Below are 23,121 nucleotides of genomic sequence, written 5' to 3'. Positions count from 1 at the left end.
GTTCCGCTATCTAGTGTTTTGCCATGACGGTAGAAACACAGACGGATGTTCTGGACCCGGCCCGCGCCGCCGCGCTTCAGATCGCGTTGGGGCAGGGCGGGACCATTAGGGCAGGCACACCCTTGCCTGCCTTTTTCCACCATCTTTATTTCTGGACACCGCAGCCACCGGACGGCCTTGGCCGGGACGGTCATCCAAAGGTTGGGGGTGGCCTGATCCCCGATTTGGGTTTGCCCCGACGGATGTGGGCAGGCGGTCGGCTGGAGTTTCATGCGCCCCTTGTTGCGGGTCAGGCAGCCGAACGTCGCTCGGTTCGGGAAAGTCTTCTGCCTAAAACGGGGCGAACCGGGCCGCTGGCCTTTGTCACGCTGCGCCACGAGATATGGCAGGATGAAACGCATTGCCTGACCGAGTGGCAGGACCTCGTTTACCGCAACGATCCATCTGACAATGAACCGCGCCCCATGCCGCCGGTGGCCCGGACCGACGAGACCGCTCGGCGTGAGGTGTCTTTCGATTCTACGTTGTTGTTTCGATACTCGGCGCTGACATTCAACGGTCACCGCATCCATTATGACCTGGACTATGCGCGTCAGGTCGAAGGGTATGATGGTCTGGTCGTGCATGGGCCGCTACTGGCCCAGTTGCTGATGTTGTTTGCCGAGGATGTGATGGGTCCGCTTGCACAGTTTTCGTTCCGCGCGACTTCGCCGTTGATGCATACCGAAACTGCGACCCTGTGCCGGGACGGTCAGAGCATGTGGGTGCGCGGCCCCGACGGGCGGCAATGCATGATTGCCGATGCCGCCGCGCGGTCACAGTGACGCTTGGGGCCGGAAATCGTCTGGGATCGTATCGCGGTCGTCCAGTATCAGATCGGCCATGACTGCGGCCACCTTCGGGGCCATTCCAAAGCCGATCTTGAACCCGCCATTGGCGATGAACTGCCCCTGATGCAAAGGATGCGCGCCCAGCATAGGGGCCCGGCTTTTGCTGCGGGGACGAACCCCGGCCCAGCGTTCGATCACCTCGGCCCCGTGCAGAACAGGGACTGCGCGCGTGGCACGCTCCAGCACGTCCTCAAGCGCGGCATCTGTGCTGGCCGGATCGTCATACTCCCGCTCGGAGGTTGAGCCGATGGCCAGCGTGCCATCCGCATGCGGGACAATATGGACTGTATCGGCAAATAGCTGGGGAACCTCTCCGGCGTCGAACCGCAACAATGCGGCCTGTCCTTTGACGCCATTGCCGACAACTTTCCCGAATGCGTCGTTGAGTTCCTGAAGTCCAGCCAACCCGGTGGCGTGAACGACTTGCCCCCTGTCCGGTGCCTCAGCCACGACATCAACACCCATGACGGCCAGCGCTGATACAAGCGCGGCACATGCGCGCCGTGGGTGCATCCGGGCGCTGAGCGTGTCGTGGATTACATATCCAGTTGGACTGGGCGGGCACCACGATCCCAGTTGTTCGGTTTCAACGACACGCCATTCGGCCTTGCCCTGCCATAGTTCAGCCGCCGTGTCCGCGCGGGCGTGAGCCAGTTCCAAGGTTCTGGCGTCAGGTACAGGTTGAAGCCGCCCCAGCCTTGCGTAACCCGCTGAAACCCCGCCGATTTCCTCAACGCCTTTCCAAAATGGTTCGGCCATGATTAGGCTGTCGAACTGAAAGGCTTTCTTCGCGTTCCAGTTCTCGGGGACATGGGGGGCAAGGGCACCGACCAATCCGCCACTTGATCCCGCGCCCGCGCCAAAAGGATCAACGACTTGAACTTTTGCACCGCTTCGGGCACAGGTCCAGGCGATGGACAGGCCAAAGATACCCGCGCCGCGTACCGTCACATCGACCATTGCCAAACCCCTTTTCCTTGTTCAGTGTCGCGCCGCTTAGCTACAGGATTCCCCGATGGCAGACCAGCGTGCCGAACTGACTTGGACCGATGATCAAATACCCGTTTCAGACCGGTTCGACGACCCGTATTACTCGTTGCAAAACGGGCTGGCTGAGACGCGTCATGTCTTTCTTGACGGCAACGACCTGCCCGCGCGCTTCGCGCCGGGATTTCGTATTGCTGAACTTGGGTTTGGCACCGGCCTGAACATGCTGACCGCGTGGTCAGAGTGGGAGAAGTCCGGGAAAACGACACCATTGAGCTTTACCAGTTTCGAAGCCTACCCAATGGACCCTGCGGATATGTCCCGCGCATTGGCGGCTTTTCCGGAAATCACCCCCTGGAGCACGCGTTTTCTGCAGCATTGGCGCGGAGGGTCGTGTGATCTGGGTACGCTGCAGCTTGAGGTTATCGAAGGGGACGCGCGCGAGACGCTGCCCAAATGGAACACGTCCGCGGATGCGTGGTTTCTGGATGGGTTCTCTCCGGCCAAGAACCCAGAGCTGTGGGGGGCTGAGTTGATGCAGCATGTGGCCGACCATACGGCCCCCGGCGGTACTGCCGCGACGTACACAGCTGCTGGTTTTGTTCGCCGCGGATTGGAGGAGGCGGGTTTTTCAGTCACCCGCGTCCCCGGATATGGCCGCAAACGCCATATGACGCGAGCGGTCAAATCATGACGCAACAGAACAACACACGCGCAGGGATCGCCTTGATGATCGCGGCGACCGTTGTGTTCGCGTTGCAGGACGGCATGTCCCGTCACCTTGCCGGAACCTACAACACCTACATGGTCGTTATGATCCGGTATTGGTTCTTTGCTGCGTTTGTTCTGGCACTGGCCCTTCGCGCCCCGGGTGGCATCGGAGTGACGGCGCGGACCAGTCAACTGGGATGGCAGATATTGCGCGGTGTCCTGCTTGCCGGCGAGATTTGCGTGGCCGTTTATGCTTTTACCGTTCTGGGCCTGATCGAAAGTCAGGCCGTGTTCATCTGCTATCCGCTTCTGATAGCGGCGCTTAGCGGTCCGATATTAGGGGAAAAGGTGGGCTGGCGGCGATGGACGGCAATTGGCGTCGGCTGCATGGGCGTGCTGATTATCCTCCAACCCGGTATGGGCGTGTTCAATCCGCTGGCTGTGATCCCTCTGATCTCGGCTTTGATGTTTGCGGTCTATGGGTTGCTGACCCGCTACGTCGCCAGGCAGGACAGCACCGCAACCAGCTTTTTCTGGACCGGTATCGCCGGAGCGGTCGCCATGACTGCGGTCGGCATGTGGTTCTGGGAACCGATGGAAAGCCGCGATTGGTTTTGGATGGGGTTGCTGTGTCTCAGTGGGGTGCTGGGACATTGGCTGCTGATCAAATGCTATGAAATGGCCGAAGCCAGCGCCGTTCAGCCCTTTGCCTATTTCCACCTGATGTGGAGCGCGATTCTGGGAATCTCGGTTTTTGGCGAAACCCTGCGGCCCGCGGTTGTCATCGGCGCCGGGCTGGTCATCGCCGCTGGCCTGTTCACCCTATGGCGCGAACGCCGCCAAAGTTGAACCAATCAGCTCTTGCGAAAACGGAATCGGCAGGGCCGGTTGACCCAGACGGGCGCGATAGACCGGAAGGCTTTCGGCGACGCGCATCACATAGTTGCGGGTCTCGCTGAACGGGATCGTCTCAATCCAGTCGACAACGTCAATATCACCGGCGCGCGGGTCACCATACCGACCCATCCAAGAGATCGGCCTGCGCGGCCCGGCATTATATCCGGCGGCCATCATCACGACATTGCCGTTGAAATCCGCGGCCAGCCCAGACAGGTAATTCGCCCCCAGCTTGGCATTGTATTTCCAGTCAGAGGTCAGCTTGCCCGTTTTATGACCGCTGAGAATGCCCATGTTCTTGGCGACCAGTTGCGCGGTCGCAGGCATAACTTGCATCAAACCTCGGGCACCTGCGCCGCTGACGACAATGGGGTCGAACTCACTTTCGCGGCGGGCAATGGCCAACGTCATCTCCTTGGCCATCGGCAGGCCCAGATCGGCCACCGGATGCACCGGATAATAGGCAGCAGGCAGGACAACACCGGTTTTGGCAGCGCGCTTGGCAATCATTACGGCCAGATGAGGCTCTTTCAATTCGATAACCAGATCACCCAACTGGGTTGCCTCAACCGAATCCAGGTCTTCCACCAGATGTGTCAGGAACCGTTCCGACAGGTTTGCTTCGCCAGCCTGCAGCAGCAACAATCCCGCCTCCAGCACGCTGGACTCGGCGAATTCGGCCTGTTTCCAATGCGGCGCGCGTCTGGGGTTTGCCAATTCACCATCGAACGGGCGACCAATCTGCTCAGCCGCCAGTAATCCGTAGAACGAAGTCTGATGGTCCGCTCCCATCGCATAGGCTTCGTAGGCCTTGTCCGCATTGCCTTGTGCCGCATAAGCCCGCCCAAGCCAGTATCCGGCCCGACCTTTCGAGATAGGCGACTGAACGGCGTCCGAGAAATTCTGGAAATGACGCACGGCTGTTGCCGGGTCGTTCAGTTTGCGCAGGGCGAGGAACCCCGACAGCCATTCAAGATCGGCATACCCATAGCCCATTTCTGGCGTCATATGGTGGTTGGCTGCGATGTCATAGGCGCGATTGATATCGCCGCCGCGCATCTCCAGCCGCGCCAGACGACGTCGGCCTTCTGCCCATTTGTCCGGCTCGCCCAAAGCCTCGGGGCCGGTGGACCGCGCCAGCATCAGGTCAATGGCGCTGTCGTCCAGTTCCTTTTTGTCCCGCCAGACAAACCGGTCAAACGCCAGCCCCGGCGCCTCTGCCAACGATTTGGGCACGGCGGCAACTTTACCATCCACACCGGGCAGGCGCTTTTGCAGCGCGATCCGGGCTTCGGCCAGCTTACGATGATCAGACCCGACCAAAGGCAGCATCTGCCCAGCGCTGACAAGGTGGTTGTCCCATAGCATCCGATCCAGCCGGGCCTCATGGTGGGGCTTGAGGAGCTTCCCGAAGTTTTCAAGGTAATCCTTCTGCAGGCCTTTACCCATCGGCATGGTCCGCCACGCCGCAACAATATCAGCCTCGGCGTCGCCCGGGCGCCCCTTGGCCTTGAGCGCCACCGCATAGTTCAATGCGCCCTCTGCCGTTTGCGGCGGTACATCGGTATAGAACTTCAAAACACGGTCAGGATCTGCCCCGGTAAACGCCGGTTCGCTTTTGCGGCGCAGCCATGTCAGGCCAGGCCAATCCGGGCGACGGTCCAAAAAGACCAGTACGTCACCTGAGCTGCCAAAACCTTCGCGCAGCCAATGCCAGACGATTATGTCGCGTGATACCGATCCCCGCGCGCCTGCCTCACGCAAAGCGGCATTCCAGTCACCTTTGCGCATTTCATCCAGCGCGGCGCGCAGATCGCTTGCTGCGTCGGCATACGCCTGCCCGAATGATCCCAGAATCATTGCCATCAATAGCGTCAGAACGCGTGTCATGCCTTGCATTTCCTAACCAACCAAGGATAGAGCCATTCAGGATAAACCTTGCGCCGCCGGGATCAACTCACATCACTCAGATTGTGATCGCCGGCAGCACAATAATTGCCAACTGCACTCTGAGGAGCGTGTCATGTTCAAAGGCTCGATGCCAGCCCTGGTCACCCCGTTCACAAACGGCGAGTTGGACCTGGTTATGCTCAAACGGTTGGTCGAATGGCAGATTCAGGAAGGGTCAACCGGTCTGGTTCCCGTTGGCACCACCGGCGAAAGCCCAACACTCAGCCATGATGAACACGAAACCGTCGTCGCAGAGGTTGTGAAGGCGTCGGCCGGGCGCGTACCAGTGATCGCGGGTGCGGGATCGAACAATACGGTCGAAGCTATCCGTTTTGTGCGATTCGCTCAGAAGGTTGGCGCTGACGCCGCGCTGGTCGTAACCCCATATTACAACAAGCCGACGCAAAAAGGACTGATCGCACATTTCCGGGCGCTGCACGATTGCGCAGATATTCCGATCATCATCTACAATATCCCGGGCCGCTCGGTCGTCGACATGACGCCTGAAACGATGGGAGAGTTGGCGGAACTGCCGCGCATTGTGGGCGTTAAGGACGCCACCGGCGATCTGGCGCGTGTCAGCCAGCAGCGCGCCACCTGCGGCGCAGATTTCTGTCAATTGTCGGGCGAAGACGCAACTGCACTGGGCTTCAATGCGCAAGGGGGCGTGGGCTGTATCTCGGTAACCGCAAACGTGGCGCCGAAACTCTGCGCCGAGTTCCAGCAAGCGACGCTTCAGGGTGACTACGCCAAGGCGCTTGAATATCAGGACCGGCTGATGCCTTTGCACGAGGCGATCTTTATTGAACCGGGTCTTGTGGGCGCAAAATACGCCCTCAGTAAACTCGGCCTTTGCAGCACCGAAGTCCGTTCGCCTCTGACTGAACTGGAAGACGGTACCAAATCCGCGATTGTTGCGGCAATGGTCCACGCCGGTCTCCTATAGCCCGGCTGACCCTTGGCGGGATCCGTCCTTCATCTGGCTAAAAATATCCCGGGGGATGAATTGGTCTGTAAGACCAAGAAGGGGGCTGGCCCCCTTCCTTATCTCTTTCCGTAATACAATCCGACCACGTGCTCGGCCTGCGCGAAAAACAACCAGCGTGACACGGCGACACCCGCCAGATGCGAGACCACCGCGATTAGCGCAAAAAAGTGGTTGAACGGCAGAAACAGCAGAACGACTGGTACGAAGAAAGCCAACAGAAACGAAATGATCCGCAGCTTCTCGGCATGTTTGCGTCCCACGACATGCACGAACTCGCGCAGCAGATAGTTCGTCCCGGTATGCGGAGGTTCAAACGCCCGGACCTCCCCACGCGAGCCCAGACCCGTTGCGGTGCCCAAGTTGGTTCCAGATTTGGCGAACGCTTTGTCGCCCTGCCACCAATAAAGGGCTTGAATGGTCGCGGCGATAAGCAACAAAGGTACAGCAAGCCGGGTTTGACCTGCAAGCAGAGCCCCGCCAGCCAGACCGAAACTCAGAAACAGAGCCGGCGTCAGCTTCATGTTCCAGCGAGGGATAGTCTTGAGCTGTGTATAGATCATGGACGTCGTGAAAACAGTTGCCAGCGAAAACACTGACCCGATGACCCCAAGCACGCTCCACTTTTGTCCCAGAAAGACCGCTCCAATCGCGTAAAGGCCCATGACGGTCAGCGCGATGACAGCGCACCAACCTTCACGACTAAGCCAACTGGACCTCCATTGTGTGAAGGCCTTCCAGGCGCGTTCAGGGTGCCCAAGGTGAAAAGTCGACGCCATAAGCCCGCCAACAGACAGGCCATAGGCGATAACAAAGAAGACGAACGCAACCCAGCCAGTGACGTCCGGCATCCCCAGACCCAAAAAGAAGAGAAGACCGAAACCCAGGCCGGATAGGGTAGTGAAGATAATGACGGAAGGCGCTGGATGCATCAGAGCTTCTCCAGAGCTTTGTCGAGCCAACCTATGAAGCCCTTGGGTTCTTCGGCCACAGGGGCCAGCAGGGGCGCGAGAATATCAATCTGGTCTTCCACCTGGTCCTTGGGGCGCGGTGGCAGGTATTTGTTCACGGGCTTTGTGCCCATCTCGGGCATCAGGTCCATTCCTTCACGCTCGGCCACCAATTTACTGACATCGCTTTCGGGGTCTCCCAGATCACCGAAATGCCGTGCCCCTGCGGGGCAGGTGCGAACGCAGGATGGGACTCTGTCCACTTCGGGCAGGTTTTCATTGTAGATACGGTCAACGCACAATGTGCATTTCTTCATTACACCTTCCGCCATATCCATCTCACGCGCGCCGTAAGGGCAGGACCATGCGCAGAGCCCGCATCCGATGCAGTCGCTTTCATTGACCAGCACGATGCCATCCTCGACCCGTTTGTAACTGGCCCCGGTTGGGCAAACGGTGACGCATGGGGCGTCCTCGCAATGCAGGCAGGACTTTGGAAAGTGGATCAGTTGGGCCGGGCCTTGATCGGGTTGCACTTCGTAGGAATGAACTCGGTTCAGGAACGTGCCTGAGGGATTGCTGCCATAGGCATCCTGATCCGAAAGGGGAGCGCCATAGTTTTCCGTGTTCCAACCTTTGCACGATATTACGCAGGCATGGCACCCGACACAGGTGTCGAGATCGATCACCAGCCCCATTTTGCGCTCGGTGGATTGCGGGAGCTGGGTCATGATTGCCTTGCCTCTGCGTTTGGGGTGACGGCGAGCTGGGGCTCTGCCCCAGACCCCGGGATATTTTGTGCCAGATGAAGAGCGGATCGGGTCATTTGCCAACCTTCCAAGCGAGGTCTTTGGGCCCGGTCCCCACAGGCGACTTGATCGGGCTAAATTCCGGTTGGCTTTCCGCATCCTCAGGCGGCGCGGCCTTTTCGATTTTGACCTTCAGGTCGAACCACGCGGCCTGTCCGGTAACCGGGTCGGAATTGGCCCAGCGCATTCCATCGCCTTTGGGTGGGAGGAGTTCGTGGATCAGGTGGTTCAGCAGGAAGCCTTTGGTGGCTTCGGGGGCGTCCTGTTGCAGAGCCCACGCGCCTTTGCGCTTACCAATGGCGTTCCATGTCCACACGGTATTTTCGTTCAGTGCAGCCATTTCCATGACCGGAACTGTGATTTCGCCATGCGGTGAACTGACTTTGGCCCAGTCACCGTCTTGAAGCCCGTGTTCGCGCATCAGCTTTGTGGGCACGTAAAGCGGGTTGCGGCCGTGCAATTGGCGGAGCCATGCGTTTTGGGTGCCCCAGCTGTGATACATCGCCATGGGGCGTTGGGTTAGGGCGTTGACGGTGAAGCCTTCGTTGCCCTGCTGGTCGGTTTCGTACCAGATGGGCAGCGGGTCCATCGTGTCTTTGAGGCGCTGGCGCAGGTGGTCTGGGGGTTGCTTGTCTCCGTGACCTTCGGCCGCCAGTTGGAACTTGCGCATCGGCTCGGAATAGAGCTGGAACAAGTAGGGTTGCGGGCTGTCATAGAGGCCCATGCCAACGGCCCAATCCTGATAGGCGGTGTTCCACGGTTTGTAGTAGTCCGCGCCTTCGGGGATGTGGGCCACGTAGAAACCGCCGTTTTCTATATAACGGTTTAGCTGGTCAGGGTTGACCGCGCCGCGGCCTTCCTTGTCACCATTCTCACCCCGGAAACCGGCCAAAGGACCGATGCCCGGTTTGCGTTGGTGGGTGACGATGTAATCGGCATAGTCCTTCCATTTGGGCGTCCCGTCTTCGTTGGTGAAGCCCGGCAGGCTCATGCGGTTGGCCAGTTCTATGAGCACCGACTGGAACCCGCGTACGTCGCGGTCAGGTGCGACCACGGGCCAGCGGATCGCGTCGGCGGCAGCATCAGCCTCGCAAATCGGGCGGTCCAGCAGCGAGATGCAGTCGTGTCGCTCCAGATAGGTGGTGTCGGGCAGGATCAGGTCGGCATAGGCGACCATCTCCGAGGAATAGGCGTCCGAGTAGATGATCTTTGGGATGACGTATTTGCCGTCTTCGGTCTTGGCCGACAGCATCTCCATCACACCTTTGGTGTTCATGGAGGAGTTCCACGACATGTTCGCCATATACATGAACAGCGTGTCGATCTTGTATGGATCACCGGCGGCGGCGTTCGAGATCACCATATGCATCAGCCCATGCGCCGACATTGGGTTTTCCCATGTGAACGCCTTGTCGATCCGCTGGGCATTTCCGTTTTCATCCAGCAGCAGGTCTTCGGGGCCGCGCGGGAAGCCAAGGTGAGGGCCTTCCAGCGGGCGACCCGGGCGGCGGTCGCCGTGTGGGGTGGGGTGCGCCTCGACCGGTTTGGGATAGGGCGGTTTGAAGCGGAAACCGCCGGGGACCTCGATCGTGCCGAGCAGAATTTGCAGCACATGCAGCGCGCGGCAGGTCTGGAAACCGTTGGCATGGGCTGAGATCCCGCGCATTGCGTGGAAGCTAACCGGTCGGCCTGTCATTTTGGAGTGTGTCTCACCGCGGAAGTCGGTCCATTCTTGGTCCAATTCGATCGCTTCGTCAAAGGCGACACGCGCGATCTCAGCCGCGATGGCACGGATGCGTTTGGCGGGGATGCCGCAGCGCTCGGCCACGTTTTCCGGGGCGTGATCGTCCGAGAGGTATTTCTCGGCCATCAGGTGAAAGACCGGGCGGTGGGTGACGCCGTCCTTGTCGTAGGTGGCCGACAGGTCCGGGCGGACGCCGGGTTTGTCAAAGGCGGTTGGTTCGCCTGTCACGCGGTCGACCACCAGCGGTTTACCGTCGGCGTCGCGCAGGAACAGGCCCTTTTCGGGCCCCTCGGCGGCATTCACCAGAACCGGCGCGTTGGTGTAGCGGGCAAGGTAGTCGAGGTCGATCTTACCCGCCTTCATCAGCACATGGATCAGGGACAGGATGAACAGACCGTCGGTGCCGGGCGTGATCCCGACCCAGTCATCGGCCACGGCGTTATAACCCGAGCGGATCGGGTTCACCCCGATCACCCGCGCACCGCGCACCTTGATCTTGCCGATCCCCATCTTGATTGGGTTGCTGTCGTGATCTTCTGCCACACCGAAAAGCAAAAATAGCTTGGTATGCTCCCAGTCGGGCTGGCCGAATTCCCAGAACGCGCCGCCCATGGTGTAGATCCCACCCGCCGCCATGTTGACCGAGCAGAACCCGCCATGCGCCGCATAGTTTGGCGTGCCGAAATGCTGCGCCCAGAAGCTGGTAAAGCTCTGGCTTTGGTCGCGACCCGTGAAGAAGGCCAGTTTCTGTGGGGCGGTTTCGTGCAGTTCGTTCAACCAGCCGACAGCGGTGCTGATCGCCTCGTCCCACTCTATTTCGCGGAACTCGCCCGAGCCACGCGGGCCGACCCGGCGCAGCGGTTTACGAAGGCGCGAGGGCGCGTTGACCTGCATGATCCCGGCGCTGCCTTTTGCGCAAAGAACGCCCTTGTTCACGGGGTGGTCGCGGTTGCCCTCGATATAGGCAACCTTGCCGTCCTTCATGTGGACGTTGATGCCGCAGCGGCAGGCGCACATGTAGCAGGTGGTCTTGCGGACCTCGTCTGAGACCTTGGGCGAAGTGTCGATCACTGGCTGGTTCAAAAGCGCCCCCCTTAAAGACTGCGATCCGACCTTTCTCATAAAATGAGGTAAATCGGAATAATGTTTTCGTTTTTTCTTGTGAGGACGACTTACGTCCCGGAATCGTTGTGTTGCGCCTGAACGGCGGTGACGGCGATCATGTGCAGGATGTCTTCGGATGAACAGCCGCGTGACAGGTCGTTGGCGGGTTTCGCCAATCCTTGCAACACGGGGCCGATCGCCTCGACCCCGCCGATTCGCTGCGCAATTTTATAACCCAGATTGCCCGCGTTCAGGCTGGGGAAGACAAAGACATTTGCTTCACCCTTGAGCGGTGAATCCGTGGCCTTGGCGGCGGCGATTTCAGGCACGAAGGCGGCGTCGAACTGTAGCTCTCCGTCGATCAGCAGGGTTGGGTCTTTGGCGCGGGCTATCTGCGTCGCTTCGACCACTTTCGAAACCTTAGGGTGTTCTGCGCTGCCCGAGGTGGAAAAGGACAGCATAGCCACCCGCGCGACTTCGCCGGTCAGGGTCGTGTAGGAGTCAGCCGATGCGCGGGCGATCTCGGCCATTTCTTCTGCGTCGGGGTCCACGATCAGCCCGCAATCGGCAAAGATTCGGGCGCCTTTGACCTCGTGATGGTCCTGACAGAACAGCATCAGGAAAAAGCTGGAGACCATCGCGGCCTCGGGTGCGGTGCCGATGATCTGTAACGCGGCGCGTACAGTGTCAGACGTTGTCTCGACCGCGCCGCCGACCGTGCCGTCGGCGATGTCCTGTTGCACCAGCATTGCGGCATAGGTCAGACGGTTGGTGATTTGCTGGCGTGCGTCTTCCAACGTCATGCCCTTGTGCTTGCGCCGTTCGTAAAGCGCCTGCGCAAGCCCTGGCGTCAGGTCGGACGCGGCCGGATCGTGGATGTCGATCCGGTCTGGATCAAACCCATCATGGGCATCGAGCAAGGCCGAAACCTCGGCCTTGTCTCCGATCAGGATAATCCGCGCGACATTCTCTTTCACGGCTTTCACCGCGCCTTCGACAACGCGGGGATCGTCGCCTTCGGACAGGGCGATGATTTTGTCCGACGCGCTTGCCGTCCCGAGAATGGCGCGCAGAGGCTTCACGCGGGTTACGCCCCGGCCTGTGGGGTCATGTCATCGGCGCTGACGCCCGCAACTGCCACCGGCTTTTTCATCGCGTCGCGGCGGAAGGGTTCGCCTAGTTCCTGATTGATCATGGCTTCGATCAGGGTGGTGATGCCGTTTTTCTGGTCTTCGACGGCTTGACTCAGGGCGGCTGTCAGCTCGTCCATCGTGCGCGCCACGACGCCTTTCAGGCCGCAAGCTTGTGCAATTCCGGCGTAAGACACTTTGGTGTCCAGCTCGGTGCCAACGAAATTGTCGTCAAACCACAGGGTCGAGTTTCGCTTTTCGGCCCCCCACTGATAGTTGCGGAAGACGATCTGGGTGATGGCGGGCCATTCCTCGCGGCCGATGGCGGTCAGTTCGTTGACCGCGATACCAAAGGCACCGTCGCCCGAGAACCCGACAACGGGCACGTCTGGGTTGCCGATCTTGGCCCCCACAACCGACGGCAGGCCATAGCCGCACGGGCCGAACAGGCCAGGCGCCAGATATTTGCGACCATCCTCGAAGGACGGGTAGGCGTTGCCGATGGCGCAGTTGTTGCCGATATCGGACGAGATGATCGCCTCTTTCGGTAGGGCGGACTGGATCGCGCGCCACGCCATGCGGGGGCTCATCCAGTCAGGCTTGGCGGCGCGGGCGCGCTGGTTCCATGTGGTGCCCGGATCGTCATCTTCGTGATCCATGCTGGAGAGTTGCTGCGCCCATGCGGATTTTTTCTGGGCGATGCGCGACTTGCGCTCAATCCGCCCTGCATCGCCTGCGGTATCGCTTAGCTGTGCTAGAATGCCCTTGGCCACCTTGGCCGCGTCACCGATGATGCCCACCGAAACCGTCTTGGTCAGGCCGATCCGGTCGGGGTTGATGTCGACCTGAATGATCTTGGCGTTCGTCGGCCAGTATTCCATGCCATAGCCGGGCAGGGTCGAGAACGGGTTCAGGCGGGTGCCGAGGCACAAAACCACATCAGCCTCGCTGATCAGCTCCATCCCTGCTTTTGAACCGTTATAGCCCAGCGGCCCGGCAAAAAGCGGGTGCGAACCGGGGAAGGCATCGTTGTGTTGATAGCCGACACATACCGGCGCATCCAGACGCTCGGCCAGATCTTTAGACGCCTCGATCCCGCCTTCGGACAGGACCACGCCTGCGCCATTCAGGATCACCGGGTTTTGGGCATTCGACAGCAAATCAGCCGCCTGGGCCACGGCGCTTTCACCGCCCGAGGGGCGCTCGAATTCCACAATCGCGGGCAGGTCGACGTCGATGACCTGAGTCCACATATCGCGCGGGATGTTCAGCTGTGCGGGCGCGCTGGCGCGTTTGGCCTGCATGATCACTCGGTTCAGAACCTCGCACACACGGGACGGGTCGCGGACCTCTTCCTGATAGGCGACCATGTCCTCAAACAGTTTCATCTGCTCGACTTCCTGAAAACCACCCTGACCGATGGTTTTATTGGCAGCTTGCGGAGTGATCAGCAGCAGCGGGGTGTGGTTCCAATAGGCGGTTTTGACGGCAGTGACAAAGTTGGTGATGCCGGGGCCGTTCTGCGCGATCATCATCGACATCTTGCCGGTGGCGCGGGTATAGCCGTCGGCCATCATGCCGGCGCTGCCCTCATGCGCGCAGTCCCAGAACATGATCCCTGCCTTGGGGAACAGGTCCGAGATCGGCATCATGGCCGAGCCGATAATCCCGAACGCATGTTCGATTCCGTGCATTTGCAGAACCTTAACAAAGGCCTCTTCCGTGGTCATTTTCATCTGAATGATCTCCGCGCATATGTGGAATGGCCGGGTCTTTCGCCCTGCCTTTAGATATGGTTTTGACGGATGGGGCAGGGCGACGTTAGGGCCAGAATGCCCAGCGGAATAGGTCCAGTATTCCGCTAGTAGTCGCGGATTGCCTCGGCGATGCGTTTTATGCCCGGCGCGATGCGATCCGGCGCGATTGAGGAATATCCCAGACGGTAGAAATTTCGGGGCCGGTTGGGTTCGGAAAAGAAGGGCGCGCCGGGTTCGATGTGGACGCTTTGGCCTTGCAGCGCCTTAGCCAGCCGGGTCGTGTCCACATGATCCGATGCCGACATCCAGATTGATGACCCGCCCAGAACGCCGCGCCCGGCGACAGTCAGACCATGCTGTTCGACGGCCTGATCCAGCGCCGCGCGCCGTTGGGCTAGCGCCTTGGACATCCGCCTGATCTGCGCGTCATAGTGGCCAAGCGACAGGAAATAGGCGGCCGTGCGCTGGATATGTCCTGGCGGGTGGCGCAAAACCAGTGACCGCAGGGCGCGGGCCTCGCGGATAAAAGGCTCGGACCCGACCATGTAGCCAAGGCGCAAACCGGGAAAGAGCGATTTAGAGAAGCTGCCCACATAGATCACCCGCCCGTCCCGGTCCATCGACTTGAGCGCGGGCGAGGGCGCACCCAGAAAGGCCATTTCGAATTCATAGTCATCCTCGACCACCATCGCATCCAATTCGCGGGCACGGGCCAGCAGAGCGGTGCGCCGGTCCACCGGCATGGTCGCGGTGGTCGGGCTTTGGTGGCTGGGGGTGGTAAAAATCACATCGGTCTGGTCGGGTAAGGCCTCGGGTGGCAAGCCGTCGCGGTCCACGGCGACCGGGGCCACTTTGCAATCGGAATGGTTCAGCAGGTCGCGAAGGGCATAGTAGCACGGGTCTTCGATCACTGCCGTCCGGTTGCGGTTCAACAGAATGCGCGAGGCCAGCCAAAGCGCGTTCTGCGCGCCCATGGTAATCAGAATCTCTTCGGGTCGGGCCGCGATGCCGCGGCGGGGCAGGGTGTGGCGGGCGATGAATTCGACAAGCAGGGGGTCGTCCTGATCCACGTAATCCCCGGTCAGGGAATCGAAGTCTTTGTGCCCCAGCGCCCTAACCGCGCAAAGTCGCCAGTTGGCATGGTCAAACAGCGACCGGTCGGCCTGACCATAGATGAACGGATAGCGGTAATCGCGCCAATCTGCGGGCTTGGTCAGGGTATCCCCGTCTGAAAAACGCCTGGCCAGCGCCGTATTCCAATCGACCGTTTCATTCCCGCGCGGGGTGGGCGTGTATTTCGGCGGCACCGGCGCATTTTCCGACACATAATACCCTGACCGTCCTTTGGAAGTGAGGTAGTCATTGGCCAGCAATTCCGTATAGGCCAGCGTTACCGTGATCCGGCTGACCCCCAGATGTGCGGCCAGTTTGCGGGATGAGGGAAGCTTCTCACCTACGTGGAAACGGCCCGACAGGATACCCTCGGCAATCATCTGCTGGATCTGTGCCTGCAGCGTGCCCTGACCGTTGAGTTCCAGAAAGAAAGTGTCGACCGAAATACTCATAGGGTTTTATAGGGTGGACTTATGGGATGAGCAATCTGGACTTACCGGTTTTTGACCATTTTCATTGACACCAGAAATCAACTCACCTAAATAACTAGAAATCTAGTTTAATGGAGTGCGCAAAATGTGGGAAACCGCTGCTGCAGGATTTTCGGCCATGGGGTCCGAGGCCCGGTTGAAGGTTCTGAAAACTCTGGTCCGTGCAGGTGAAGCTGGGCTGACCGTTGGGGAAATACAGGAACGCACGGGTATCGCGCCGTCTACGCTGGCCCATCACCTGCGGTTTCTGGCAGCCGGAGGCGTGGTGCAACAGGAAAAGATCGGGCGCACCACGATCAACCGCGCCAGCTATGACGAGTTGAGAAACCTCGCGCAGTTCATCCTGTCTGAGTGCTGCGCGGATGAAATAGGAAAGGCCGCGAACGATGGCTGAACTGACACAGAACCCGAAGATTTCGGGAAAAGCCGCGCTGGACGTGATTAAAACGCCTTGGGCTGTGATCGTTGCGATCTTGATTGCCGTGGCGGTTCTAGACCCCGGAAACTGGGCAGAGGTTGTCACTTTCGCAGGCAAGGCCCTTGCCCATACTGGGCAATATATCCTGTTTGCCGTCCTGCTTCTGTCTTACCTCAAGGCGACAGGGGCCGAGGTCATGGTTGCGCGCGCCTTTGAAGGGCGCGAGACACGGATGATTTTCCTCGCCGCTCTGTTTGGCGGGTTGGCACCGTTTTGTTCCTGCGAGGTGATCCCCTTCATCGCCGGTCTGCTGGCGCTGGGCGCGCCCTTGTCGGCGGTGATGGCGTTCTGGCTCAGTTCACCTTTGATCGACCCGCCCACATTGCTGATCACCGCAGGTGCTTTGGGCTGGCCTTTCGCGATCGGCAAAGCCGTAGCTGCCGTTGCCTTGGGTTTGTTCGGTGGTTTTGTCGTGCGTGGTCTGATGCGCAGCGGCGCATTCGCGCAGCCGCTACGAGAATACAAACCGGCCGGATGCTGTGGAAGCAGCCCAAAGCAGGACGACAAACCCGTCTGGCGGTTCTGGCAACAGCCCGAGCGTCGTCAGCGCTTTCGCACCGAGTTTGTTCACAACGGTCTGTTCCTGCTGAAATGGTTGGCCCTCGCATATGTGCTCGAGGCGTTGCTGGTCAGCTATGTGCCTGCCGATCTAATTGCCCGCGTGGTTGGTGGTGAGGGCGTAGTACCCATCGTCATCGCAGCCCTGGTTGGAATGCCGGCCTACCTGAACTCCTACGTAGCACCGCCGCTTTTGGCCGGTCTGACTGAACAAGGGATGAGCGTCGGTGCAGCTATGTCCTTCATGGTCGCAGGCGCAGTCAGTTCGATCCCGGCCATGGCAGCCGTCTGGTCGCTGGTCAAACCGAAGGTGTTTGCGACCTATCTGGGGCTGGGCATAACCGGCGCCATTATCGCAGGGATCATCTTTCAGATGGTCTAGTGCGATTTGGGTCCCAAGCTGAACCCCAGACGCGTAAAAGAAAAAACCGCCCGGTGTTTTCACCGGGCGGTTTAGCGTGATCAGCTTGCTTCGCAGTAGTGTGGCAGCTTGAAGCGGTATCGCGGTTCACCACTTTCGACATACACGCGTTTTTCTATGCAGGCGCTGTCGCCAACGGTCTGGGAAATCGGTGATTCTGTCGATGAGATCGACGTTGCAGATCCGTCCGGCAACCGTACCGAGGCGATGACCCCATTCTTGAGATCTCCGTTGATCGGTGTGGCAGACAGGACTGGAACCGTCATGAATGCTTCGTGTTCGTGGCGCCCGTCATCGTTGAGAAGCAAGAGGGCCGCTGCAACGGCAACGACTCCGACACCTCCGAGCACAGCCAGACCCTTGGTCTTCATAAAAGCATAGATCGACACGGCACGGTGTGGACCAAATACGGCAGACAAGACATTCAGCATGGGGGTACCGTCAAAAAAGCCCCGGCCTGTTCACGCAGGGGCTGTCTGTAGATTAGGGGCGCAGATCTTCTTCGTCTTCATCCTCGGCCCCGCCTTTGGGCAGGTTGAAGAAGCTATCCGCGTCGATGACCGGTTCGTCGTCTTTTTCTTCGACCGGCTCGTCAGACAGCGAGAATGTCTCGAGGCCCTCGATGGCGGTCGGGATTTTTGGTGCGGCGTCCATTTCCAGCGACTGCTCGGTCGAAACCAGCTTGCGGCGCTCATCATCGCTCATGACGCCACCCTCAGCCGCTTTTTTGGCGGCTGCCTTCTGAACAATCGCATCCAGCTCGGACTGTTTGCACAGGCCCAGGGCAACCGGGTCGATCGGCTGCATGTTGGCGATGTTCCAGTGGGTGCGCTCGCGGATCGACTGGATGGTTGGCTTGGTGGTGCCGACCAGCTTGGCGATCTGGCCGTCGCTCAGTTCGGGGTGGAACTTGACCAGCCACAGGATCGAGTTCGGACGGTCCTGACGCTTGGACAGCGGGGTGTAACGCGGGCCACGACGCTTTTCCTCGCCTGCCGCAGCAGCGTTGAACTTGAGCTTCAGTTTGTGCAGCGGATTGTTCTGCGCGGCGTCGATCTCGTCCTGGGTCAGTTGGTTGTTGGCAATGGGGTCGAACCCTTTGACGCCAGCAGCCACGTCGCCGTCGGCGATGCCCTGCACTTCAAGCTCGTGCATACCTACGAAATCCGCGATCTGCTTGAAGCTGATCGTGGTGTTGTCCACCAGCCATACGGCTGTTGCCTTGGCCATAAGCGGTTTTGCCATCAGCCCGTCTCCTTTAAATACATCTGTCCCGTCGCCGGAATTCGGCGGCCCCGTGGTCTTGGGGCAGGTTTCCGTTGTCGGGGAACTTGGCCCGTATATAGTCGCGCAAGGTCAAGAAGGGAAGAGGCGAATGCGCCAAGGGATTCTGGGGCTGATAATATGGGTTCTGAGTGCGGCAGCGGCGCTGGCCGAGGGCGAAAAGGCAGGGGATTTCGACTATTATGTTCTGTCCCTCAGTTGGTCGCCCAATTGGTGCGCGCGCGAAGGGGACGCACGTGGCTCGGATCAGTGCGACGCGCGCCACGATCATGGTTGGATCCTGCACGGGTTGTGGCCACAATTTCATCAGGGCTGGCCGTCCTATTGCCAAAGCCCAAAGGCTCCACCCTCGCGCCGCATGACGTGGGAAATGGCGGATATTCAGGGCACGTCCAGTTTGGCGTGGCACCAGTGGAAGAAACACGGAACCTGTTCGAGCCTGTCCGCGCCTGACTATTTCGCCCTGTCGCGCCAAGCTTACCAAAAAGTCGCGCGGCCCGAGGTCTTTCGCAAGCTGGATGAGGCCGTCAAACTGCCGGCCTCGGTGGTTGAGGAAGCGTTTTTGAAAGCTAATCCGGGGCTAAAACCAGACATGATCACCATCACCTGCAAACAAGGCTACATCGAAGAAGTCCGTTTGTGCCTGTCGCGCGATCTTGAACCCGTTCCCTGCGGTCAGGACGTGATCCGCGATTGTGCAGCCAAGGACGCCCTGTTCGATCCGATTCGCTAGAGTTTCTTGTTCTGACAGTCGCGCGCGTATTCCAGCGCCTTGGCCGTGCCCTTCAGGTCTATGGCCATGACAGTTTCCCCTGCCGGATTGTAAACGGTCATCGTGCGGTTCTGAGCGATCGCATTCACAAAGTTCCGGTCGGTGAAAAACACGGTCGCACCCGGCACGCGGTCCAATTTGAACCCCGTGGCCATGGCATCAAAACTTTTGCCATCCAGTTCGAACCGGATGGGATAGCTTTGGCCCTGTTCGATGTCGCCCCACGCCTTGTTGAAAACCGTAAAATACCCTCGATTGTTCAGCGCGTCGTAACCGATCCGAACCACCGAGAGGTCCTCATACACCGTCTGGATTAAGCACCCGTTGCCAAGCGCAGGGTCCATCATGATGTTCCATCCCTCGGCAAAGCCCTTGTCGACGAGGTCTTGCGACCAAGCGGCGGTTGCGGTGAAGGCGGCGAGGGTGAGGGCGAGAAGGCGGGTCACTGATTTCATCCTGATAGATCTAATTTGGAAGAAAGCCCTAGATATCCAGTTTGGGCAAGGAACAGACTCGTTTTTTGGCAGTTTTTTTAAACAGCAAGGCTCATTTGTGTCTATTTGCCTTACTTGCAGCTATACGGAAACGACTCGCCGGAGTTGTCGTCGAGTATGCCAACAACAGTATCGGCATAGCAGATAAGTGTCTTGTCATCGGGACCCTCGCGAGAAAACAGTATGAACTCTGTTGTTCCGCCAGTCCTTTTTTCAAAAATCAGCCTAAAGTGCGTGGTATTTGGAGGGGAGTTACGGACTTTTTGCCAGATAGGTCCGAGAGGCCCTTCAACAAGTTGATCCACGTCTTTCCATTCGTCCAAGAAAACAACGGCTACGTCCGCCTCAACGAACCGATCAGGCCTCGCGTTAGGATCAATACGCGGGTTTTTTCGCGAAACTATTTTGTAGAATTCATCTCGCTGGTCTTCTTCCCAGTCAGAGACAACAATTAGTTTCCGTTTAACACCGTCTTCGGCATTTGCCGTCCCGGTTACGCATTGAGCTGCAAAAAATAGTGTGGCAACTGCCCCATAGATTGCCTTCATTAACGCTCCAATCTCTGTGCACGCAACATAATCCAGGCACACAAAAAAGGACTAAATTTCCTTCCGCGCCCGCAGCGCCGCTGTAATCGTCCCGTCATCCAGATAATCCAGTTCTCCGCCAATCGGCACGCCCTGCGCCAGCGAGGTCAGGCGGACCTGCCCCTCTAGCTGATCGGCGATGTAATGCGCTGTGGTCTGGCCATCGACGGTGGCGTTCAGGGCGAGGATGACCTCGGTAACTCCTTCGGCGACCACCCGGTCCTTGAGGCGCGGAATACGCAGCTCGTCCGGGCCGACGCCATCCAGCGCCGACAATGTGCCGCCCAGCACGTGATAGCGGCCTTTGAATACGCCCGCGCGCTCCATCGCCCAAAGGTCGGCGACGTCTTCGACCACGCAAAGCTCACCAGTCGCGCGGGCTTCGCTGTCGCAGATATCGCAGATATCGGTGGTGCCGACGTTGCCACAGTTCAGGCACTCGCGGGCGGTGATGGCGACTTGCTGCATGGCGTCTGACAGGGGCGTCAGCAGCAGGGCGCGTTTGCGGATCAGGTGCAGCACCGCGCGGCGGGCCGAGCGCGGACCCAGACCCGGCAGCTTGGCCAACAGGTCGATCAGGTTGTCGATGTCGCTGTTCGAACTCACTGCGCGCGCTCCTGCAAATGGGCTGGGCATGCGCGCCCAGCCTGTGTTTCGTCAGGAGTGTCTATCAGAAGGGCAGCTTGATGTCTGCGGGCAGGCCCATGCTTTCGGTGAGCTTTGCCATTTCTTCCTGCGACCGCTCTGCGGCTTTGGTCTGCGCGTCCTTGATGGCGGCAAGGATCAGGTCCTCGACCACTTCCTTATCGTCGCCGTTAAAGATCGACGGGTCGATGTCCAGACCTTTCAGCTCTCCTTTTGCAGTGGCGGTGGCCTTGACCAGCCCGGCTCCAGATTCGCCGACAACCATGATGGTGTTCAGTTCTTCCTGCATGTCGGTCATCTTGGTCTGCAAATCCTGTGCGGATTTCATCATCTTGGCCATGTCGCCCAGACCGCCGAGTCCTTTGAGCATCGTGTTTCTCCTGTAAGTTCGTTTGAAGCCTAAATACGGGCGGCACCCGCGCGGCACAAGGGCCGTGGGGCTCCCGCCTGTCGTCAAGGTCTTTGGCAAGACCTTTCCTCCCGTTGGGCCCGGCAGCGCGGGCCTTGCCCGCGCTGCCGGGCCCAAATCCGCTCAGGGTTGTCGGCGTCAGCCGATGGCCCGTGGCGGGCGCGGGAGTATTCCGGGTGTTATTCGCGAAGGGTTCAGTCCTCTTCGAACGGGTCCCATTCGTCTTCGACTTCGGGCAAGGCTTCGGTTTCGACTTTTGCGGCGCGTTCCTCGGGCGTTTCGATCCTTTTGATCCGGGCCTTGGGAAAGTATTCCAACACCGCCTGAACCAGCGGATGCTGCTCGGCCTCAGCGCGCAGGGCGAGGTCTGCCGCGTCCCTGACTTCGGCGATTGTCGCTGTGTCGCCGTCCGATACGACCGATACCGCCCAACGATTTCCAGTCCAGCGTTGCAACGCTGACCCCAGTCGTTGCGCCAAATCCGTCGGAGCGTTGTCGGCCGGAGTGAACTCGATCCGTCCCGGCTGGTACGAAACCAGACGCACGCCGTTTTCAACCTCGACCAGCAGTTTCACGTCCCGGTTTGTGCGGATCAGTTCAACCACGTGTTCGAATGTCGGATACCGGGCCAGGGCGGTCTGTGTGTCCCGCGCCAAGGCCGCGCTGGATGCGCCCGCGCCACTACCCGCTGGTGCCGCGTAAGACTGTGCAACTGGCGCATGTGCCTGAACGGTGCCCTGTGTCGGCGCGGGCACTCCACCGCCGGGCCCACCGTTCGGGGCAGGAGGCGGGGCATCTTGAAGACGTCTGAGCAGCTCTTCAGGGGTGGGCAGATCAGCGACATGGGTCAGCCGGATGATAGCCATTTCTGCGGACATCATGGCATTGGGCGCGGCCGAAACCTCTTCGAGTGCTTTCAGCAGCATCTGCCACATCCGGGTCAGAATGCGCATCGGAAGGGCCTCGGCCATCTGGACGCCCCGGGCGCGTTCGTCAGGTGAGACTGTCGGATCTTCGGCTGCGTCAGGTGTAATCTTGACCACCGAGACCCAATGCGTGATCTCGGCCAGATCGCGCAGTACGGCCAGCGGGTCGGCACCTTCGGCATATTGACCGCCCAGTTCCGTCAACGCTCCGGCGGTATCGCCGCGCAAGATCATGTCCATCAGGTCGAGCACACGCCCGTGATCAGCCAATCCCAGCATGGCCCGTACCTGATCCGCGCTGGTTTCCCCGGCACCGTGGGAAATGGCCTGATCCAGCAGCGAGGTCGCATCCCGGGCCGAGCCTTCCGCCGCGCGGGTTATTAGTGCCAGAGCGTCCTCGGCAATCTGAGCGTTCTCAGCAGAGGCGATCTTTTTCAACAAGCCGATCATGTCCTCGGGTTCGATCCGGCGCAGGTCGAAGCGTTGACACCGCGACAGGACCGTCACCGGAACCTTGCGGATTTCGGTTGTGGCAAAGATGAACTTCACATGCTCAGGGGGTTCTTCAAGGGTTTTGAGCAACGCGTTGAACGCGCTGTTCGACAGCATGTGAACTTCGTCGATAATATAAATCTTGTAGCGCGCACTGGCGGCGCGATAGCGGACACTTTCGATGATCTCGCGAATGTCGTTCACACCGGTGCGGCTCGCGGCGTCCATCTCCATCACGTCGACATGGCGGCCTTCCATGATGGCCACGCAGTGTTCGCACTGGCCGCAGGGTTCGATTGTCGCTTTGCCTTCACCGTCTGGTCCGATACAGTTCATGCCCTTGGCAATGATCCGTGCGGTGGTGGTTTTGCCCGTGCCGCGAATGCCGGTCATGACAAAGGCCTGCGCTATTCGGTCGGCCTCGAATGCGTTTTTCAGGGTGCGCACCATGGCGTCCTGGCCCACGAGGTCGGCAAAAGTTTCAGGACGGTATTTGCGGGCGAGCACCTGATAGGCGGGGCTTGGTGTTTCGGTCAT

At 59.6% G+C, this 23,121-nt stretch carries 22 protein-coding genes; 7 read left to right on the top strand and 15 right to left on the bottom strand.

Annotated elements, in window-relative coordinates:
• Window positions 1-23: 23 nt before the first annotated feature.
• Window positions 24-824 (top strand): acyl dehydratase, encoded by an 801-nt coding sequence (locus RUESEDTHA_RS14865; protein WP_180887551.1) that lies wholly within the window; start codon window positions 24-26, stop codon window positions 822-824.
• Here the strand turns inward: RUESEDTHA_RS14865 and RUESEDTHA_RS14860 are convergent.
• Entirely contained in the window at window positions 816-1,850 is a 1,035-nt protein-coding gene (locus tag RUESEDTHA_RS14860; protein ID WP_180887550.1) for an FAD-binding oxidoreductase, read from the bottom strand. The genes RUESEDTHA_RS14865 and RUESEDTHA_RS14860 overlap by 9 nt on opposite strands.
• A gap of 55 nt (window positions 1,851-1,905) precedes the next feature.
• Here RUESEDTHA_RS14860 and mnmD point away from each other — a divergent pair, with 55 nt between their 5' ends.
• Both mnmD and RUESEDTHA_RS14850 read left to right on the top strand, forming a co-directional pair.
• Window positions 1,906-2,571 (top strand): tRNA (5-methylaminomethyl-2-thiouridine)(34)-methyltransferase MnmD, encoded by a 666-nt coding sequence (gene mnmD, locus RUESEDTHA_RS14855; protein ID WP_180887549.1) that lies wholly within the window; start codon window positions 1,906-1,908, stop codon window positions 2,569-2,571.
• The gene (locus RUESEDTHA_RS14850) at window positions 2,568-3,437 is read left to right on the top strand and encodes a DMT family transporter (protein ID WP_180887548.1); all 870 of its coding nucleotides are present in this window, start codon (window positions 2,568-2,570) and stop codon (window positions 3,435-3,437) included. Before mnmD ends, RUESEDTHA_RS14850 begins: the two co-directional genes overlap by 4 nt.
• On the opposite strand, the gene RUESEDTHA_RS14845 is transcribed toward RUESEDTHA_RS14850, so the two are convergent.
• Window positions 3,411-5,375, bottom strand: a complete 1,965-nt coding sequence (locus RUESEDTHA_RS14845) for a lytic transglycosylase domain-containing protein (protein ID WP_180887547.1) — start codon at window positions 5,373-5,375, stop codon at window positions 3,411-3,413. The genes RUESEDTHA_RS14850 and RUESEDTHA_RS14845 overlap by 27 nt on opposite strands.
• Window positions 5,376-5,508: 133 nt before the next feature.
• On the opposite strand from RUESEDTHA_RS14845, the gene dapA reads away from it, so the two are divergent.
• On the top strand, window positions 5,509-6,381 hold the full coding sequence (gene dapA / locus RUESEDTHA_RS14840) for a 4-hydroxy-tetrahydrodipicolinate synthase (protein ID WP_180887546.1): 873 nt from the start codon (window positions 5,509-5,511) through the stop codon (window positions 6,379-6,381).
• 98 nt (window positions 6,382-6,479) lie between these two features.
• On the opposite strand, the gene RUESEDTHA_RS14835 is transcribed toward dapA, so the two are convergent.
• From RUESEDTHA_RS14835 to RUESEDTHA_RS14810, 6 genes are all read right to left on the bottom strand, one after another.
• On the bottom strand, window positions 6,480-7,352 hold the full coding sequence (locus RUESEDTHA_RS14835; protein WP_180887545.1) for a DmsC/YnfH family molybdoenzyme membrane anchor subunit: 873 nt from the start codon (window positions 7,350-7,352) through the stop codon (window positions 6,480-6,482).
• On the bottom strand, window positions 7,352-8,101 hold the full coding sequence (locus tag RUESEDTHA_RS14830; protein ID WP_180887544.1) for a 4Fe-4S dicluster domain-containing protein: 750 nt from the start codon (window positions 8,099-8,101) through the stop codon (window positions 7,352-7,354). The genes RUESEDTHA_RS14835 and RUESEDTHA_RS14830 overlap by 1 nt, the downstream gene beginning before the upstream one ends.
• Before the next feature lie 91 nt (window positions 8,102-8,192).
• Window positions 8,193-11,045, bottom strand: a complete 2,853-nt coding sequence (locus RUESEDTHA_RS14825) for a molybdopterin oxidoreductase family protein (protein WP_180887543.1) — start codon at window positions 11,043-11,045, stop codon at window positions 8,193-8,195.
• 50 nt (window positions 11,046-11,095) lie between these two features.
• Window positions 11,096-12,109 carry a phosphate acetyltransferase gene (gene pta, locus RUESEDTHA_RS14820; protein WP_180887542.1) on the bottom strand — a complete coding sequence of 338 codons (1,014 nt, stop codon included), beginning with the start codon at window positions 12,107-12,109 and terminating at the stop codon, window positions 11,096-11,098.
• Between the two features lie 5 nt (window positions 12,110-12,114).
• Window positions 12,115-13,893 carry a sulfoacetaldehyde acetyltransferase gene (gene xsc / locus RUESEDTHA_RS14815; RefSeq protein WP_180887541.1) on the bottom strand — a complete coding sequence of 593 codons (1,779 nt, stop codon included), beginning with the start codon at window positions 13,891-13,893 and terminating at the stop codon, window positions 12,115-12,117.
• A gap of 125 nt (window positions 13,894-14,018) precedes the next feature.
• Window positions 14,019-15,479, bottom strand: coding sequence for a PLP-dependent aminotransferase family protein (locus RUESEDTHA_RS14810; protein WP_180887540.1), 1,461 nt, complete (start codon window positions 15,477-15,479; stop codon window positions 14,019-14,021).
• A 124-nt stretch (window positions 15,480-15,603) separates the two neighbouring features.
• On the opposite strand from RUESEDTHA_RS14810, the gene RUESEDTHA_RS14805 reads away from it, so the two are divergent.
• Window positions 15,604-15,912, top strand: a complete 309-nt coding sequence (locus RUESEDTHA_RS14805) for a helix-turn-helix transcriptional regulator (RefSeq protein ID WP_180887539.1) — start codon at window positions 15,604-15,606, stop codon at window positions 15,910-15,912.
• Window positions 15,905-16,936, top strand: coding sequence for a permease (locus RUESEDTHA_RS14800; protein ID WP_180887538.1), 1,032 nt, complete (start codon window positions 15,905-15,907; stop codon window positions 16,934-16,936). The genes RUESEDTHA_RS14805 and RUESEDTHA_RS14800 overlap by 8 nt, the downstream gene beginning before the upstream one ends.
• Window positions 16,937-17,016: 80 nt before the next feature.
• Here RUESEDTHA_RS14800 and RUESEDTHA_RS14795 read toward each other — a convergent pair whose 3' ends face one another.
• Both RUESEDTHA_RS14795 and RUESEDTHA_RS14790 read right to left on the bottom strand, forming a co-directional pair.
• A complete protein-coding gene (locus tag RUESEDTHA_RS14795; RefSeq protein ID WP_180887537.1) occupies window positions 17,017-17,406 on the bottom strand; it encodes a hypothetical protein in 390 nt (129 codons plus the stop codon).
• A 52-nt stretch (window positions 17,407-17,458) separates the two neighbouring features.
• Window positions 17,459-18,220 carry a DUF1013 domain-containing protein gene (locus RUESEDTHA_RS14790; RefSeq protein WP_180887536.1) on the bottom strand — a complete coding sequence of 254 codons (762 nt, stop codon included), beginning with the start codon at window positions 18,218-18,220 and terminating at the stop codon, window positions 17,459-17,461.
• A gap of 130 nt (window positions 18,221-18,350) precedes the next feature.
• Between RUESEDTHA_RS14790 and RUESEDTHA_RS14785 the strand changes: the two genes are divergently transcribed.
• The gene (locus tag RUESEDTHA_RS14785; RefSeq protein ID WP_180887535.1) at window positions 18,351-18,992 is read left to right on the top strand and encodes a ribonuclease T2; all 642 of its coding nucleotides are present in this window, start codon (window positions 18,351-18,353) and stop codon (window positions 18,990-18,992) included.
• Here RUESEDTHA_RS14785 and RUESEDTHA_RS14780 read toward each other — a convergent pair.
• From RUESEDTHA_RS14780 to RUESEDTHA_RS14760, 5 genes are all read right to left on the bottom strand, one after another.
• The gene (locus RUESEDTHA_RS14780; protein WP_255431753.1) at window positions 18,989-19,486 is read right to left on the bottom strand and encodes a hypothetical protein; all 498 of its coding nucleotides are present in this window, start codon (window positions 19,484-19,486) and stop codon (window positions 18,989-18,991) included. The two genes, RUESEDTHA_RS14785 and RUESEDTHA_RS14780, sit on opposite strands and share 4 nt — an antisense overlap.
• 110 nt (window positions 19,487-19,596) lie before the next feature.
• A complete protein-coding gene (locus RUESEDTHA_RS14775) occupies window positions 19,597-20,073 on the bottom strand; it encodes a hypothetical protein (protein WP_180887533.1) in 477 nt (158 codons plus the stop codon).
• Between the two features lie 51 nt (window positions 20,074-20,124).
• A complete protein-coding gene (gene recR / locus RUESEDTHA_RS14770) occupies window positions 20,125-20,718 on the bottom strand; it encodes a recombination mediator RecR (RefSeq protein WP_180887532.1) in 594 nt (197 codons plus the stop codon).
• Window positions 20,719-20,782: 64 nt separating this feature from the next.
• A complete protein-coding gene (locus tag RUESEDTHA_RS14765) occupies window positions 20,783-21,127 on the bottom strand; it encodes a YbaB/EbfC family nucleoid-associated protein (RefSeq protein WP_170386032.1) in 345 nt (114 codons plus the stop codon).
• A gap of 233 nt (window positions 21,128-21,360) precedes the next feature.
• The gene (locus RUESEDTHA_RS14760) at window positions 21,361-23,121 is read right to left on the bottom strand and encodes a DNA polymerase III subunit gamma/tau (RefSeq protein ID WP_180887531.1); all 1,761 of its coding nucleotides are present in this window, start codon (window positions 23,119-23,121) and stop codon (window positions 21,361-21,363) included.

This window comes from Ruegeria sp. THAF57 (assembly GCF_903914075.1).
In the GTDB taxonomy this organism is placed as follows: Bacteria; Pseudomonadota; Alphaproteobacteria; order Rhodobacterales; family Rhodobacteraceae; genus Ruegeria.
This window is presented reverse-complemented; position numbering and strand designations above follow the sequence as displayed.

Excerpts from the sequence above, each read along its gene's own strand:
- RUESEDTHA_RS14790 (WP_180887536.1), bottom strand. The coding sequence starts at position 18,220 with ATGGCAAAACCGCTTATGGCCAAGGCAACAGCCGTATGGCTGGTGGAC.
- RUESEDTHA_RS14795 (WP_180887537.1), bottom strand. The coding sequence starts at position 17,406 with ATGCTGAATGTCTTGTCTGCCGTATTTGGTCCACACCGTGCCGTGTCG.
- RUESEDTHA_RS14765 (WP_170386032.1), bottom strand. The coding sequence starts at position 21,127 with ATGCTCAAAGGACTCGGCGGTCTGGGCGACATGGCCAAGATGATGAAA.
- xsc (WP_180887541.1), bottom strand. The coding sequence starts at position 13,893 with ATGAAAATGACCACGGAAGAGGCCTTTGTTAAGGTTCTGCAAATGCAC.
- RUESEDTHA_RS14825 (WP_180887543.1), bottom strand. The coding sequence starts at position 11,045 with ATGAGAAAGGTCGGATCGCAGTCTTTAAGGGGGGCGCTTTTGAACCAG.
- RUESEDTHA_RS14775 (WP_180887533.1), bottom strand. The coding sequence starts at position 20,073 with ATGAAGGCAATCTATGGGGCAGTTGCCACACTATTTTTTGCAGCTCAA.
- RUESEDTHA_RS14845 (WP_180887547.1), bottom strand. The coding sequence starts at position 5,375 with ATGACACGCGTTCTGACGCTATTGATGGCAATGATTCTGGGATCATTC.
- RUESEDTHA_RS14780 (WP_255431753.1), bottom strand. The coding sequence starts at position 19,486 with ATGAAATCAGTGACCCGCCTTCTCGCCCTCACCCTCGCCGCCTTCACC.
- RUESEDTHA_RS14810 (WP_180887540.1), bottom strand. The coding sequence starts at position 15,479 with ATGAGTATTTCGGTCGACACTTTCTTTCTGGAACTCAACGGTCAGGGC.
- RUESEDTHA_RS14760 (WP_180887531.1), bottom strand. The coding sequence starts at position 23,121 with ATGACCGAAACACCAAGCCCCGCCTATCAGGTGCTCGCCCGCAAATAC.
- RUESEDTHA_RS14800 (WP_180887538.1), top strand. The coding sequence starts at position 15,905 with ATGGCTGAACTGACACAGAACCCGAAGATTTCGGGAAAAGCCGCGCTG.
- RUESEDTHA_RS14850 (WP_180887548.1), top strand. The coding sequence starts at position 2,568 with ATGACGCAACAGAACAACACACGCGCAGGGATCGCCTTGATGATCGCG.
- RUESEDTHA_RS14805 (WP_180887539.1), top strand. The coding sequence starts at position 15,604 with ATGTGGGAAACCGCTGCTGCAGGATTTTCGGCCATGGGGTCCGAGGCC.
- RUESEDTHA_RS14865 (WP_180887551.1), top strand. The coding sequence starts at position 24 with ATGACGGTAGAAACACAGACGGATGTTCTGGACCCGGCCCGCGCCGCC.
- mnmD (WP_180887549.1), top strand. The coding sequence starts at position 1,906 with ATGGCAGACCAGCGTGCCGAACTGACTTGGACCGATGATCAAATACCC.
- dapA (WP_180887546.1), top strand. The coding sequence starts at position 5,509 with ATGTTCAAAGGCTCGATGCCAGCCCTGGTCACCCCGTTCACAAACGGC.
- RUESEDTHA_RS14835 (WP_180887545.1), bottom strand. The coding sequence starts at position 7,352 with ATGCATCCAGCGCCTTCCGTCATTATCTTCACTACCCTATCCGGCCTG.
- RUESEDTHA_RS14785 (WP_180887535.1), top strand. The coding sequence starts at position 18,351 with ATGCGCCAAGGGATTCTGGGGCTGATAATATGGGTTCTGAGTGCGGCA.
- RUESEDTHA_RS14830 (WP_180887544.1), bottom strand. The coding sequence starts at position 8,101 with ATGACCCAGCTCCCGCAATCCACCGAGCGCAAAATGGGGCTGGTGATC.
- RUESEDTHA_RS14860 (WP_180887550.1), bottom strand. The coding sequence starts at position 1,850 with ATGGTCGATGTGACGGTACGCGGCGCGGGTATCTTTGGCCTGTCCATC.